Raw genomic sequence first — 13,430 nt, 5'->3', positions numbered from 1 at the left:
AGCTCGTTTTTAAGCTAAATGCAAGTTCATCTTGCAATTTTGGTATAAAATCATTATAATTCAAGACAAGGAAAGCAAACATATGTTGCTTCTTTGGGTCCCATAACATATCAAGGGAGGAATCGATATGAAAGTAAAAGCAATTATGATACCACTTAAAGAGTTAAAGTGCATCAGTGTAGACAATACCATTGGAGAGGCCTTAGAAACAATTGAAGCACATCAGCTATTATCTATGCCTGTTGTGGACCACAATAAATTCATTGGGGCTTTATCGAAACAACATGTTTATGAAAACTATTTCCGTGAGTTCAATGGAACAAAAGAAGAATTCTTAGAGCGTAAGGTTCGTGAGATGATGAGAACCAAAATGATAACAGTCTCAGAACATACCTCAATAGAAGAAGCGGCAGCCATTTTCATCGCAAGCAAATTCCGTTTTATTCCTGTAGTAGGTAAACAAGAGGAATTATTAGGAATTATAACACAACAAGCAATATTTAAAGAATATCAGAAACTTTTTGGCGAAAATTTTGATACATTTACAATTTACACCTATGATTATAAAGGAACCCTGGCAAAAATTGCAGAGACTATAGCAAAACATGATGGTAATATTAAGAACATTGTAGTAATTAATACTGAAACATTAGGTTTACAGGAATTGTTTGTAAGAGTAGAATGTGATGATTTTGATAATATTATTAGAGCTTTAACGAAGAGAGGCTTTGACGTTCGTGTGAACAAACAAAGCAAGTAAAACTTTTTTCCGATTTGCCGCTTTTTCTTCCAGATAGCAACTATCATGTTTTTGGAAGAAAAATGCGGCTTTCTTCATGAATTTGTTAGAAGATGTTACGACATTTTTTTTATAATTTGAATACAATAATAATAAGTATAAAAACAAATCAACGAGAATAATATCTAGATTACAAAAGGTAAACGTTTTGCATAAGTTTAAGTAGTAAAATCAATTTATTGCTGCTTTAAAAATTTTTTATTTTAGAATTTTATACAAGACGTACAGATAAAAAGTAAAATGAAACGAAAGAAAGGATTAGATATGATACCATTTAGAGCAATAGAATTAACCGATAGGGAATGGATAGAGGAGTGTCTTAAAAAATCAGACTTAATGGGAGCCGAATATTCCTTCTCTAATAATATCCTATGGGAAAAGCAGTATAATTTATTATGTGCCAATGTGAATGGCTTTTATTGTACCTTAGGGGGATTTGGAATAATGCGTTCCTATGGATACCCTACAGGTGAAGGAAATTTAAAAGAAGTTGTAGAACTTTTAATGGACGACGCGAAAGAACGTGGTCTTAAATTTGAGATGAGAGGTATTCCAGAAGGTAAATTACCGGAACTAAAGGAGTTGTTTCCAGAAGAATTTGATTATATCTCAGTACGTGATGATGCAGACTATGTTTATTTGACAGAGAGATTGTCAACACTAGCAGGTAAGAAGTTACATGGTAAGCGAAATCATATAGCTCGTTTTAAAGATAATCCAAGCTGGGTTTATGAACCTATGACAATGGAGAATATTGAAGATTGTAAAAATATGAGTAAGAAGTGGTGCGAACTTTACCATTGCAGAGAGGATATTAATCTGGTACATGAATCCTGTGCAGTAAAGACAGCTTTTCATCATTTTAATGAGCTTAAGCTTGTTGGAGGATTGCTTCGTTTAGATGGAGAAGTAGTTGCATTTACTATGGGTGAAGCTTTGAACAGCAATACTTTTATTGTTCATATAGAAAAAGCATATTCTCATATCCAAGGTGCATATCCTATGATAAATCAGCAATTTGTATTGCACGAATGTCAAGATTTTGAGTACGTTAACCGTGAAGATGACATGGGGGATGAAGGGCTAAGAAAAGCAAAATTATCCTATTATCCAGACATACTTTTTGAAAAGTACAAAGCAGTTTTAAAGACAAACTAATGATATAAGTTTGAGGATGAAGGAAAGTGAAGGAGAGGTAACTTGATTACATTAGCAACGAAGGAAATGGTGCCGCAATTAAAAAAGATGTGGCAGATTTGCTTTCAAGATGAAATATCCTATGTGGATTTCTATTATGATAATCGATTTAAAGAAGAGAATACTTATGTGTACAAGAAAGGGGAAGAAATCTTAGGAATGCTTACCCTACTTCCAGCATCGTATCGATATACCGATGATGAAACCTTGCCTATTCACTATGTTTATGCTGTAGCTACCTTGCCAAAAGCCAGAGAGCAAGGTATAGCTTCAGAACTATTGGAAGAAGCGAGTCGGACAAGCGAAGAAAATTATAGTGCAGGAACGATTCTAGTACCAGCAAATAAAGAACTATTCTCTTATTACGAAAGACGTGGTTATCAAACCATTTACTTTAAAAAACAATTATATTTTAAAGCTGCAGCGGAACAAATGCTTTCTGTAGCATCTATCAAAGCAGAGAACGTCAGAGTTCACGGGGTATCTCTTGCTTATGAAAATAACTATGAGAAAAAGGATATTCTTCCAGAAGAATACAAACAACTTCGTGATTTTCACTTTGATCGACCAGGATATGTTAAATGGAACCTTGAAGCAATCACCTATGCTGTGAATGAAGCTAGGTTTGCGGGAGGAAAGGTACTTAAACTATCGGTTGATAATCACTCCTATGCCGTTATGTATTATAAAAAAAATAATCAATTAGTTATAAAAGAAACAACGTTACCAGAAGATTTGATTGCAGATGCAATTGCTTATCTGATGAAAGAGGAAGAATGTCTGGAGGCGATTGTAACAGTTCCATCTTATTATGCATTTGAAGGTGAACTTCAGCCATATGCAATGGTTCGTTTAAATACAGAAGCGTATGCAAATGGCTATTTTAACTTGGCTTTAGACTAAGATTTTTATGGTTGTAAGATTAAGAGAAAGCTTCAAAAAACTGAAGCCTGTACCAAAGGTTGACAAAACTTCATTTCGTTGGTATAATTCCATTGTAATATTTTTGTAATAATTATGAGATAGTTCATTCATTATGGTGTTACAAATGTAACAATTCGTCCATAATAGAAAACATCGAAAGGAATTAGACGAATATGAAAGCAAAAACAAGAGTTTCAGTAATCCTTGTCATGATAGTATGTTTCTTTGCTATGATAGTGATAACAGACACTACCTGCTATAGCATAAGTGGTACTTATGAAGATGATTCACAGATTGCTGAAACAAATACTTCGGATGATGAAGCAAATCAATTAGATTTTGCGAAATCAAAAGAGGATGAATTTGCGAAAATGGATAAAATTGAATTGTTCTCCTTAGCAATAGAGGATAACAGTTCAGATAACTTAATAACTTCCAATCATACAAATGATACAAAAGAAACAAATAAATCAAATGTTAATTCCAATACTGCATTGGATTCCAATGTTTCATTGGAAGAGGATTTGGAAAAACAAGCAATGAAAGAGAATTTAGAACAAAAAGTTATTAAAGAGAATTTAGAAGAAAAAAAGAAGCAAGAAGATTTAGAGCAAAAGGCAGTACAAGAGAATGTAAAAGCGAGAGCAATTGCATTTAGCATGGAAGAAAACGTTGCAGATTCAAATAGTAACTCTGAAGAAATTGATACTTTCAGTATGATAAAAGCTTTACCGGAGTATGAGAAAGTACTACCGAAAGTAAGTGAGTTTTTAAACATACGTAGTGAAGCTGACTCAGATGCAACAATTGTTGGTCAATTAAATAAGAATTCTTACGCAACCATCGTAGAGCGCGGAGAAGAATGGACGAAGATAACCTCAGGCAAGGTTACCGGATATGCAAGTAATCAATACTTATATTTTGATGAAGAAGCAAAAAATCTTGTATCGGAACTAAAGGCTGACCAAATAGTTATTACAGCTGGTTCAGTTAATATTAGAAAATCTCCTGATTTAACAGGCGAGGTATTAACGGAAGCAAAGAATGAGGATAGTTTTGTTCATGTCTCTGATGAAGACACTGACGGATGGTATGCGATCCAATATAAAGATAGCCAAGTAAGTTATGTTAGTAAAGATTTATCCAAGTCTGTGTTTAATTTAAAAACAGCGACTACAAAGGAAGAGATTGAAGAAGCGAAAAAAACAGCACAGATAGCAAAAGAACTAGAAGAAGCAAAAAAGCATAAACCTTCTAAAACTAATCGTTCCGCAATAAAAGTATCCGACGAAGAGATTCTGCTTCTTGCTACTGTAGTAGCGATGGAAGCAAATGGAGAATCTTATGAAGGTCAGTTGGCGGTAGCGAATGTTGTAGTTAACCGAATGATAGACGGCTATTGGGGAAAAACAATTCATGATGTTATATATGCACCAGGTCAATTTTCCGGAGCAAATTCCGGTCGTGTAGAAAAGTATAAATCGCAAGTTACGGAAAGTTGTAAAAAAGCTGCGATAGAAGCACTTGCTGGTAATAACAATATTGGTGATTATAAATATTTCATGATGAAAAATAGAGCAAAAACTTCAAGCTATAAAAAATATTACATTTTAGGCAGTCACTGCTTTTATCAAAGATAAATGTTAGTCGTTTAATAAACGAATGATACAGTCGTTTTAATATATGAATGATACTGTCGTTTTTATACGAATGATACAGTCGTATTTATACGAATGATACCCTAAGGGGTGTTGCAAAACTCATTACCTTGTATGATTTTTGCAACACCCCTTTTTGTTTGTGATAAGGTAAATTTTCTATACGTATACTTAGTATTCCTATAGAAATGATAGGAATATTTTGACTCATTTGGTAATAGGTATTGATGTTTCAAATGTAAATGATATACTATTTATAATAATACTAGTATAGAGACGCATAGTTATGGTTATAAATGTGATAGAGAGTTTGTGTTATTCCAATTCAATAAAAAGGCGCTAAGCGCCAAAATGAAGTTATAATAGTGCCCTGCATCCCAAAGTTTGCAGGATATAGAAAGGTATGGTGATTAGTATGAAAAAATTATTAAGTATTGAAAAAGTAAAAGGTAGAGAAATCTTAGACTCCAGAGGAAATCCAACAGTGGAGGCAGAAGTTATTTTAAGTGATGGTAGTGTGGGTATGGCTGCTGCACCATCTGGTGCCTCTACAGGCGCATTTGAGGCAGTAGAATTAAGAGATGGAGATAAAGGGCGTTATCTTGGTAATGGCGTATTAAATGCAGTTGAACACGTAAAGAAAGAACTCTCAGAAGCGGTATGTGGAAGAAACCCATTAAACCAAGTTGAGATTGATGCCGCAATGATTGATGCAGATGGTACAGAGAATAAGGGAAAGCTTGGTGCTAATGCAATCTTAGCAGTTTCTCTTGCAACAGCAAAAGCGGCAGCAACTGCTGTTTCCCTTCCATTATATCAATATCTTGGCGGTACAAATGCAAGAACTCTTCCGGTACCTATGATGAATATCATTAATGGTGGAAAGCATGCAGATTCTAGTTTAAACATCCAGGAATTTATGATTATGCCAGTGGGTGCTAAGAGCTTTTCAGAAGCGTTAGAGCACAGTACAACCGTATTTCATACTTTAAAGAAATTATTAAAAGCAGATGGATATGTAACTGCTGTAGGTGATGAGGGTGGATTTGCACCGAAGTTTAATTCGGATGAGCAAGCTCTTGAATATATCGTAGAAGCAATCAAAAAAGCAGGGTTTGAGCCAGGTTCTGATTTCTATATTGCGATGGATGCTGCGGCTACCGAAATGTATGATGAAGCAAAGAAGATTGGAAAAGAAGGAAACTATCTGTTCTGGAAGTCTGGAGAGTTAAAGACTGTAGATGAGATGATTGATTATTGGGAGAATCTATGTAATAAATATCCTATTCTTTCCTTAGAAGATGGTTTAGCAGAAGAAGATTGGGAAGGTTGGAAGAAGTTAACCGAGCGTCTTGGATCACGTATACAGCTTGTTGGAGATGATTTATTTGTTACTAACACAAACCGTATTTCAAAGGGAATTAAAGAAGATATATCTAATTCTGTACTAATTAAGTTCAATCAGATTGGTTCTCTGACTGAAACCTTAAATGCGATTGAGATGACAAAGAATCAAGGATGGACAGCGATCGTTTCTCATCGTTCCGGTGAGACGGAAGATACTACAATTGCAGATATTGCGGTAGCTACAAATGCTGGTCAGATTAAGACCGGTGCACCATCTAGAAGTGATCGTGTTGCTAAATATAATCAATTGCTTAGAATTGAACAAGAATTGGGTCAGGCAGCTATTTATCCTGGTAAAAAAGCATTCAAAGTTTTAAAATAACTAAGTTAAATAGAGAATCTTAGTGATATTCAAAACAAGGAAAAGTTCGTATAGCGTGCTTTTTCTTGTTTTGAATTATCATGTTATGTCACATCTTTTTTAGAAAGAAGTTTCATAAAAAAGGAGGAGTTAAACTCCTCCTATTTTTAATGGTTGCACTGGTAAGTATTCATAAAATTTAATGATGTTTCCACTGACCATTTGTACCATAGTTTTGTTGCATAAGACCGGATCACAGACATAAGTCATGTTATCGTATAAATTACGATTTTCACCATAGGTAATGTCATATGGTAGCAATGGTTCATAGGTGGTTAATTTTGATTTCTCCATAAAGACCTCGTATCGATTTGTGAAATGTGATTGCTGCAGTTACAGCAAAGTATCTGATAATTTTTCTAAGATAATCGTAATCCATACGATTTCCATTGTCAAGTTTATTCTCCTGTGTAAATGGTACCACTATATACTACTCTTTTTCCTTTTCATTAGTGGACTATTGGGTTATAATAATTAAAAATAACGTAGAAAGGTGGATTTTAGTGATAGAAGAAATAAAGAAAAATGCCGAACAAGCAATGATAGAATTGATTGAAATTGCAGGCTTAAAGGAAAAAGACTTGTTGGTTGTTGGATGTTCCTCGAGTGAGATAGTAGGAAAGAAGATAGGGACAAGTGGTGCGATGGCTACAGCAGAAGCTGTATACAGTGCAATAGCTCCTATTCTTTCAAAGCATGGAATCTATCTGGCAGCACAGTGTTGCGAGCACCTAAATCGAGCCTTAATTCTTGAAGAGGAAGTAGCAACTTATTATGGATATGAAGTTGTGAGTGTTGTACCACAACCACATGCTGGGGGCTCTTTTGCTACGACTGTTTATGAGCATATGAACTCACCTGTAGCAGTGGAAGAGATAAAGGCGAACGCTGGATTAGATATAGGAGATACTTTAATTGGAATGCATTTAAAGCGGGTTGCAGTACCGGTTCGACTTAGTGTTACTAAGATAGGTGAGGCAAACCTAGTGTGTGCCAGAACTAGACCAAAATTTATCGGTGGAGAGCGAGCAATCTACCGAGGTGAACAGCGATAAAAGAAATTACCAAAGAAGGTACCATAAGGTCAGGAGGTAAAAGATTGAAAGAAGATATAAAAGCTTATCAACATAAAGTACAGTACTATGAAACAGATCAGATGGGAATTGTTCATCACTCAAATTATATTCGTTGGTTTGAGGAAGCAAGAACCGATATGCTAGAACAAGTCGGTTTTACTTATCAAATGATGGAAGAGTGTGGAGTGATAATACCGGTAATTGGTGTAAATTGTGAATATAAATCAATGGTAAGATTTAATGATATTGTTACGATTCTTCCAAGAGTTACAGAGTTTAATGGTGTTAAGCTAACAGTAACTTACCAAATAACCGATGTAGCAACAGGTCGATTATGTACCGTAGGAGAAACAAAACATTGTTTCTTAAATTCGGAGTATAAAATGTTTCGTTTAGCAAAAGAAAAGCCTGAAGTTTATCAGATATTTAAGGGTTTGCTAGAATTAGGTGAAAAGAAAGCTTAAATATAAAGCTGGAATTAAGTGACAAGAAGACTTAAATATATTGATAAAGATAGAAATTTATAAAAAAAGCTAAAATATATTTATAATGCGTGAACCAGCAAGTTTTAAGTAAGAGGATAGGAACACTTTACTTAGAAAATTGCTTGGTTCACGCTATTTTTAAATTATGACAAGGAAAAGTTTGATAAGTTTGCTTTTTCTTATTGGAGATGATAAACGATAGCTTATTTAAAAACGCTACGAGGGACCATGGGGGGCTTCACCCTCAAGATAAAATCATGCTCTACTTGATACAGCTTTTTGTAATTCTACAATAATAATTGGTATGACGGAAAGAATGGAAACAATAACCCATTGGAATGGCAACATTGGTGTAACTCTAAAAATTTTCGTAAGAGGTTCGTAGGAAACAACTGCGATTTGCAAAAAGGAACATACAAGGAAGGATAGCACCATCTGCTTATTGCGAAAGACTCCAATTTTAAAGATTGAGTGCTCACTTCGCATGTTAAAAGCATGAAAGAGCTGTGAAAGGCTTAATACGGTAAATGCCATCGTTCTTCCACCTAAAGTATAAGCAACAAGAGCAAGTGAACCAATCATTGCACCTTCAAATATTATCTTAAAGACAAGACCATCGCAAAACATTCCTTTCTTTGGAGAAATCGGAGGTTTTTTCATGATGTCATCCGGCGCTGGTTCAACACCAAGTGCGATCGCAGGTAGCGAGTCAGTAACAAGGTTTACCCAAAGTAACTGAACCGCCAGTAGTGGTGCTGGAAGGCCAAATAAAATTGCAATAAATATGGTGATTATTTCTCCTATATTGCTGGAAAGTAAGAAGTGTATGGATTTACGAATGTTATCATAAATTCCTCGTCCCTCTTTTACCGCGGCAACTATGGTTGCAAAGTTATCATCTGCTAAAATCATATCAGCAGCATTTTTGGCAACATCTGTCCCACCTTTACCCATAGCACATCCGATATCAGCAGCCTTTAATGCAGGTGCGTCATTTACACCATCACCCGTCATTGCTACAACTTCACCACGCTTTTGCAATGCCTTTACAATACGTACTTTGTGAGCGGGGGAAACACGTGCAAATACTTTATATTGATAGATATTTTCTTCTAATTCTTTATCAGACATATGACTTAATTGTTCCCCAGTGATAGCACAAGCCTTGAAATTTTCACCACGATTTTTATTTCCATAGAGCTTACTTTGTTGGGGCTTTACACTTTCGGCTTCTGCTTCCGTAATTATACCAAGTGCTTTTGCAATTGCACAAGCTGTTAGGATATGATCTCCCGTAATCATTACAGGGGTGATTCCAGCGGATTTACACATGGAAACGGCACCTTTTACTTCTTCTCTTGGAGGATCAATCATACCAAGTAGCCCAAGTAATGTTAGATCTTGTTCTAGGGAAGAATCCGTCATCTGGTTTGGATTACGGTCAACATACTTATAAGCGACAGCGATAACACGAAGAGCTTTTTCTGCCATTAAGAGATTGCTTCGATCAAATTTTGCTTTATGTGACTGAGAAAAATTTTCTATTTCACCATTATTATATACCTTGTTACAATGTAGGAGTAAGACATCATATGCACCTTTTGTAATAATGAGAAAACGCCCATCTGCAACTTGGTGTACTGTTGTCATTAATTTTCTTGCAGAATCAAAAGGAATTTCTCTGATTCTTGGAAGCTTTTTGTCAAGAGTTTTCTTATCATATCCATTTCTTACTGCTGCAACTAATAACGCCTTTTCCGTAGGTTCCCCAATGATTTCGGAGGAATTACTGGAAGGATAGCAATCGTTACATAAAGCAGCATATTCTAGTAGCTGGTTCCCAAACTCTTTATTTTCTGGTTCCATACCTTTTATCGAAGCTATATCAGTTACTGTCATAACATTTTGAGTCAGAGTTCCAGTTTTATCAGAGCAGATAAAGGTTGCGCTACCAAGTGTTTCTACAGCAGGTAATTTTCTGATAATTGCATTCTTCTTAGCCATCCTCTGCACACCAAGAGAAAGCATAATTGTTACTATGGCTGGCAGACCTTCACGTATAGCTTAGGTAGTATAGCATTGGGTAAACTTAAAACACGACATCAATGTTGTGTTCATTATCAATAATTATCTCTTTAATAATACCTCTCCAAAATCTACGTTGATTCTTTCGATCTAATTTGTTATATGTGTCGAGTTGGTTGTCAGCAATCATTATTCCTATCTTTTCGGTATCTTCTTGGATAGTTACCGCGGTATCTTCGAGATCTGCTTCAGATAGTATTTTCATATATTCATTATAATCTTTTTTATAATCATCTATATCAATCAAATCATTTACGTATAGTTCTTTCAATTTTTTTAATTTCAATTTTATTTTTGATTTATCAATGTGTTTCTTCTTTTTATTCTTTTTCTGTATTCTTAATTTCTCTACATGAGTATCATAAAGTAATTGGATGTTATTGAGCAGGTAAAGTTCAATCTTATCTTCACGTATGGATAATCTATTTGAACACCTGTGGTAAGTAGCAGCGTTTCGGCATCTGTAGGTCATGAACTTATTTGCGGAAGTGACAGTCTGCATTCCATTCATTTTTAGTCCACATTCTTTACATTGAATAAGCCCACTGAAGATATAAAGGCGCATTGTTTGGTTTTCGCGGATATAACTTGACTTGGAATCCTGAACACTATCAAACAGATCTGTAGAGATGATTTGAGGATAATAATCAGGAACACCTCTAAAATCACCTGTATATTTACGTGTACGTAAAGTTTCGCGATAAAAATCATAACTTTTATGAAGATTGTATTTTTGATTCATATGCTTCATAGTAGCATTTACGGAACGTACATCATTGTAATATTTGAAAATGTCACGGATCAATTCAGCTTTATCTTCGTCAACTTCGATAGTTTTATTATTTATAACGTATGCATACGGCTGCTTACCCGTAACAATCTCTTTGTTTTTAATCTTATTTTCGAAGACTGATCGGATACGTTCACTAGTTCTATCTGCTTCATCCTGCGCTACGGAAAGCATAATGTTTATGTGAAGCCTTCCAGAAGCTGTGCTTGTATCGTAACTCTCAAATATAGTTTTCCAATTTACTTCATAGGTTTCTAATGTTTCTTGAATTTTATAATAGTCTGAAATATTACGAAACCATCTGTCTAGCTTGGTGAATAAGATAAGATCAAAGCTCTTTTCTTTCACTCCTTCAATTAGACGCATAAACTCTTTACGTCGATTGTACTTTTTTCTTGCTGTAATACCTTCATCGATATATACTCCGGTGATTTCCATGTCGTGTTCTTTGGCATATTTAGTCAGAGCTTCTCTTTGAGCTTCCAGAGAGAAACCATGAAGTGCCTGCTCTTCTGTACTTACACGAATGTATAAAGCTACTCTAATCATTATATCAACCCTTTCTATTGAATTCTATGCTGTAAATGGGCATAAAAATGCCCGGTAGTGTTGTTTTTTACCGGGTGAGCTGATATAATATGTTTGTTGGAACAGGTATTATATTTAGTTCACCTAGTATAATATCTTATGAGCAGTCCCGGTGTTGGTAGCACTGGGGCTGTTTTTTATTATTGTAGTAGTTCTTTACCGTTGATTATGATTGATATTGGATTGCCATTTTCATCAAATTTAATTTGAAATTCGTTCTTTATCTCCACTCCGAACGCATTTTTACTATTCACATATGATTGTACTATTATAACACCGTCGATTTTTCCAAACTTCCAATCATATATAGATGGAAATTTTGCAGATGAAGGAACTGTCAGCGTGTCTTTTATCAGTAATTGTGATGCTGTTTGGTATGTTGTCTTCTCATCCTTGGTTAATATATAGTCTGTTATTTTTGAAACGCATTTACCATCTTTATATATGTCATAATCGTTAAAATAAATCTCTTGAACTTCTTTCTTGTCATTGGATACCCAAACAACAATATTCGATGTGTCAGCACTTGAAAGAGAATAAGATGACATTTTTTCGCCTGCATTAAATGGTTTTACAGACTTCACATCATCGATACCGCACTCTTTAAATATCTTTAAAATATTAGCTTCCTGTTCATCTGAAACATCAAGCAATGTTGCCAATTCAGATTTTTTCGTTTTAGCCCCATATTCTTCAGGATTTTGAACTATTCGATAAAAACCAAATCCTAATCCTCCAAGGAACAGTATAATAACTATTATTCCAATTAAACAGCCTTTATTTTTCTTCCTTGGCGCTGCTACTCCATAGTTTTCCATAAAGATGACCACCCTTCGTATAGTATTAAATATATTTTTGAATTTATTAGGACATACTCTTGGTCATGGTAGTGCATGGTATGTTTTTATAATTGACCATATAGCCAATTACTTCTGGATAGGTCTAAATTACGTTCTTGACCATCGATTCTTTGTGCTTTTATCAGTTTTCTAATCTCGAATCTCCTGCAAGTCTCGCATAATGATTGTTCATTGTAAGCATAATCTGTGAAACAAAAGTCACATCTTTCAAAAGACCATACAAACTTTTTAGCATCATCATTATAAAAATGTTCATACATCTGTTTATCCAGGTCTGACATTCCATATATTGTTACATTTCGTCTCCAGCGCCTATAATCATCAAAAGCTATGTTAGCTGCTTGGTCAGACAAAATAAAAATCTTTGCAACATCATTGGCATTCCTACATTTGGAATAATGTATAGCCATGCGTGGAGCTATAGTATTGCTGGAGAACTTATCACATTCTGATTCATCGTTAGATTCTAAGACTATATGACCTAATTCATGCATTAATGAGAATCGAACTCTATTATGACTTTTATTCTCGTTATAATATACCGTATCACCTATGATGTTTGCATCTTCACTTAATTCCAAGCAAGCTTCTAGCTTCTTTGGCTTCAGCTCTGAGTATTTCTTAACTTTGAATCCGTATTGATTAACAATATTCCAACAGTCTAATGGAAAATTATTAATGCTACAATGATTAAACACGAATAATGTTCCTGCTATTATCTCGTTATTTGTCAATCTTCGTCATCCTCTAGTATTATTCTAGCCAACCTCATTTTCTCTTCTTGTGACAGATTCTTCTTACTTCGTGTGTAAACTGTGATTAATTCATCATAAGAGGGTTGCGATTCCTCTACTTCGCCTTCAGCCATACGCTCAAGATCTTCAACCTTGATTCCAAGGTTTCTACAAATTGTGAGAATGTTATCCATTGTAGCTCTTCCCACGCCATTTTTTAAAATAGTGTAAAGAGTGCTTTCTGGGATACCGCATTTCTGTGCGAATGCCCTTACAGTATAACCGCTTTCTTTAATTAATTTTTCTAATACTTTTGCTTTACGCATAATGACACCTCTTATCTAAGATATCAACATTATATACGATATAACAAGATTTGTAAATACTAAATTTACGGAAAACCGTAATAATGCGGACATACGCGAATTTTGGATTGACAACGTGCGGTAAACCGAGTATATTTTAG

At 34.8% G+C, this 13,430-nt stretch carries 14 protein-coding genes; 7 read left to right on the top strand and 7 right to left on the bottom strand.

Annotated features, from left to right (window positions below):
* Positions 1-127 precede the first annotated feature (127 nt).
* From CPHY_RS15565 to eno, 5 genes are all read left to right on the top strand, one after another.
* The gene (locus tag CPHY_RS15565) at positions 128-760 is read left to right on the top strand and encodes a CBS domain-containing protein (protein ID WP_012201013.1); all 633 of its coding nucleotides are present in this window, start codon (positions 128-130) and stop codon (positions 758-760) included.
* Between the two features lie 279 nt (positions 761-1,039).
* Positions 1,040-1,957 carry a DUF2156 domain-containing protein gene (locus CPHY_RS15560; RefSeq protein WP_081428560.1) on the top strand — a complete coding sequence of 306 codons (918 nt, stop codon included), beginning with the start codon at positions 1,040-1,042 and terminating at the stop codon, positions 1,955-1,957.
* A 42-nt stretch (positions 1,958-1,999) separates the two neighbouring features.
* The gene (locus CPHY_RS15555; protein WP_012201011.1) at positions 2,000-2,899 is read left to right on the top strand and encodes a GNAT family N-acetyltransferase; all 900 of its coding nucleotides are present in this window, start codon (positions 2,000-2,002) and stop codon (positions 2,897-2,899) included.
* Positions 2,900-3,093: 194 nt separating this feature from the next.
* Complete coding sequence (locus tag CPHY_RS15550; protein WP_012201010.1) at positions 3,094-4,560, top strand: cell wall hydrolase; 1,467 nt, start codon at positions 3,094-3,096, stop codon at positions 4,558-4,560.
* 433 nt (positions 4,561-4,993) lie between these two features.
* A complete protein-coding gene (gene eno, locus CPHY_RS15545) occupies positions 4,994-6,307 on the top strand; it encodes a phosphopyruvate hydratase (protein ID WP_012201009.1) in 1,314 nt (437 codons plus the stop codon).
* Positions 6,308-6,436: 129 nt separating this feature from the next.
* Here eno and CPHY_RS15540 read toward each other — a convergent pair whose 3' ends face one another.
* Positions 6,437-6,640 carry a hypothetical protein gene (locus tag CPHY_RS15540; protein WP_041703726.1) on the bottom strand — a complete coding sequence of 68 codons (204 nt, stop codon included), beginning with the start codon at positions 6,638-6,640 and terminating at the stop codon, positions 6,437-6,439.
* Positions 6,612-6,770: a hypothetical protein gene (locus CPHY_RS21850; protein ID WP_157668743.1), complete on the bottom strand. Its 159-nt coding sequence runs from the start codon at positions 6,768-6,770 to the stop codon at positions 6,612-6,614. The genes CPHY_RS15540 and CPHY_RS21850 overlap by 29 nt, the downstream gene beginning before the upstream one ends.
* A gap of 115 nt (positions 6,771-6,885) precedes the next feature.
* Between CPHY_RS21850 and CPHY_RS15535 the strand changes: the two genes are divergently transcribed.
* Both CPHY_RS15535 and CPHY_RS15530 read left to right on the top strand, forming a co-directional pair.
* Positions 6,886-7,401 (top strand): TIGR01440 family protein, encoded by a 516-nt coding sequence (locus CPHY_RS15535; protein ID WP_157668822.1) that lies wholly within the window; start codon positions 6,886-6,888, stop codon positions 7,399-7,401.
* 44 nt (positions 7,402-7,445) lie between these two features.
* The gene (locus tag CPHY_RS15530) at positions 7,446-7,886 is read left to right on the top strand and encodes an acyl-CoA thioesterase (RefSeq protein WP_012201007.1); all 441 of its coding nucleotides are present in this window, start codon (positions 7,446-7,448) and stop codon (positions 7,884-7,886) included.
* Positions 7,887-8,162: 276 nt separating this feature from the next.
* On the opposite strand, the gene CPHY_RS22200 is transcribed toward CPHY_RS15530, so the two are convergent.
* The 5 genes from CPHY_RS22200 to CPHY_RS15505 form a co-directional block, all read right to left on the bottom strand.
* Positions 8,163-9,911 carry a cation-translocating P-type ATPase gene (locus CPHY_RS22200; RefSeq protein WP_242657955.1) on the bottom strand — a complete coding sequence of 583 codons (1,749 nt, stop codon included), beginning with the start codon at positions 9,909-9,911 and terminating at the stop codon, positions 8,163-8,165.
* A gap of 85 nt (positions 9,912-9,996) precedes the next feature.
* The gene (locus CPHY_RS15520; RefSeq protein WP_012201005.1) at positions 9,997-11,331 is read right to left on the bottom strand and encodes a recombinase family protein; all 1,335 of its coding nucleotides are present in this window, start codon (positions 11,329-11,331) and stop codon (positions 9,997-9,999) included.
* 179 nt (positions 11,332-11,510) lie between these two features.
* A complete protein-coding gene (locus CPHY_RS15515) occupies positions 11,511-12,188 on the bottom strand; it encodes a hypothetical protein (RefSeq protein WP_012201004.1) in 678 nt (225 codons plus the stop codon).
* An 86-nt stretch (positions 12,189-12,274) separates the two neighbouring features.
* Complete coding sequence (locus CPHY_RS15510) at positions 12,275-12,964, bottom strand: ImmA/IrrE family metallo-endopeptidase (protein WP_157668742.1); 690 nt, start codon at positions 12,962-12,964, stop codon at positions 12,275-12,277.
* The gene (locus CPHY_RS15505) at positions 12,961-13,290 is read right to left on the bottom strand and encodes a helix-turn-helix domain-containing protein (protein ID WP_012201002.1); all 330 of its coding nucleotides are present in this window, start codon (positions 13,288-13,290) and stop codon (positions 12,961-12,963) included. The genes CPHY_RS15510 and CPHY_RS15505 overlap by 4 nt, the downstream gene beginning before the upstream one ends.
* Positions 13,291-13,430: the final 140 nt, after the last annotated feature.

The sequence above is a fragment of the Lachnoclostridium phytofermentans ISDg genome (assembly GCF_000018685.1).
Lineage (GTDB): Bacteria > Bacillota > Clostridia > Lachnospirales > Lachnospiraceae > Lachnoclostridium > Lachnoclostridium phytofermentans.
Note: the sequence above shows the minus strand (reverse complement) of the source record. Positions and strands in the feature narration are given on the sequence as shown.

Excerpts from the sequence above, each read along its gene's own strand:
- CPHY_RS15565 (WP_012201013.1), top strand. The coding sequence starts at position 128 with ATGAAAGTAAAAGCAATTATGATACCACTTAAAGAGTTAAAGTGCATC.
- CPHY_RS15560 (WP_081428560.1), top strand. The coding sequence starts at position 1,040 with ATGAAACGAAAGAAAGGATTAGATATGATACCATTTAGAGCAATAGAA.
- CPHY_RS15550 (WP_012201010.1), top strand. The coding sequence starts at position 3,094 with ATGAAAGCAAAAACAAGAGTTTCAGTAATCCTTGTCATGATAGTATGT.
- eno (WP_012201009.1), top strand. The coding sequence starts at position 4,994 with ATGAAAAAATTATTAAGTATTGAAAAAGTAAAAGGTAGAGAAATCTTA.
- CPHY_RS15540 (WP_041703726.1), bottom strand. The coding sequence starts at position 6,640 with ATGGAGAAATCAAAATTAACCACCTATGAACCATTGCTACCATATGAC.
- CPHY_RS15535 (WP_157668822.1), top strand. The coding sequence starts at position 6,886 with ATGATAGAATTGATTGAAATTGCAGGCTTAAAGGAAAAAGACTTGTTG.
- CPHY_RS22200 (WP_242657955.1), bottom strand. The coding sequence starts at position 9,911 with ATGGCTAAGAAGAATGCAATTATCAGAAAATTACCTGCTGTAGAAACA.
- CPHY_RS15520 (WP_012201005.1), bottom strand. The coding sequence starts at position 11,331 with ATGATTAGAGTAGCTTTATACATTCGTGTAAGTACAGAAGAGCAGGCA.
- CPHY_RS15515 (WP_012201004.1), bottom strand. The coding sequence starts at position 12,188 with ATGGAAAACTATGGAGTAGCAGCGCCAAGGAAGAAAAATAAAGGCTGT.
- CPHY_RS15505 (WP_012201002.1), bottom strand. The coding sequence starts at position 13,290 with ATGCGTAAAGCAAAAGTATTAGAAAAATTAATTAAAGAAAGCGGTTAT.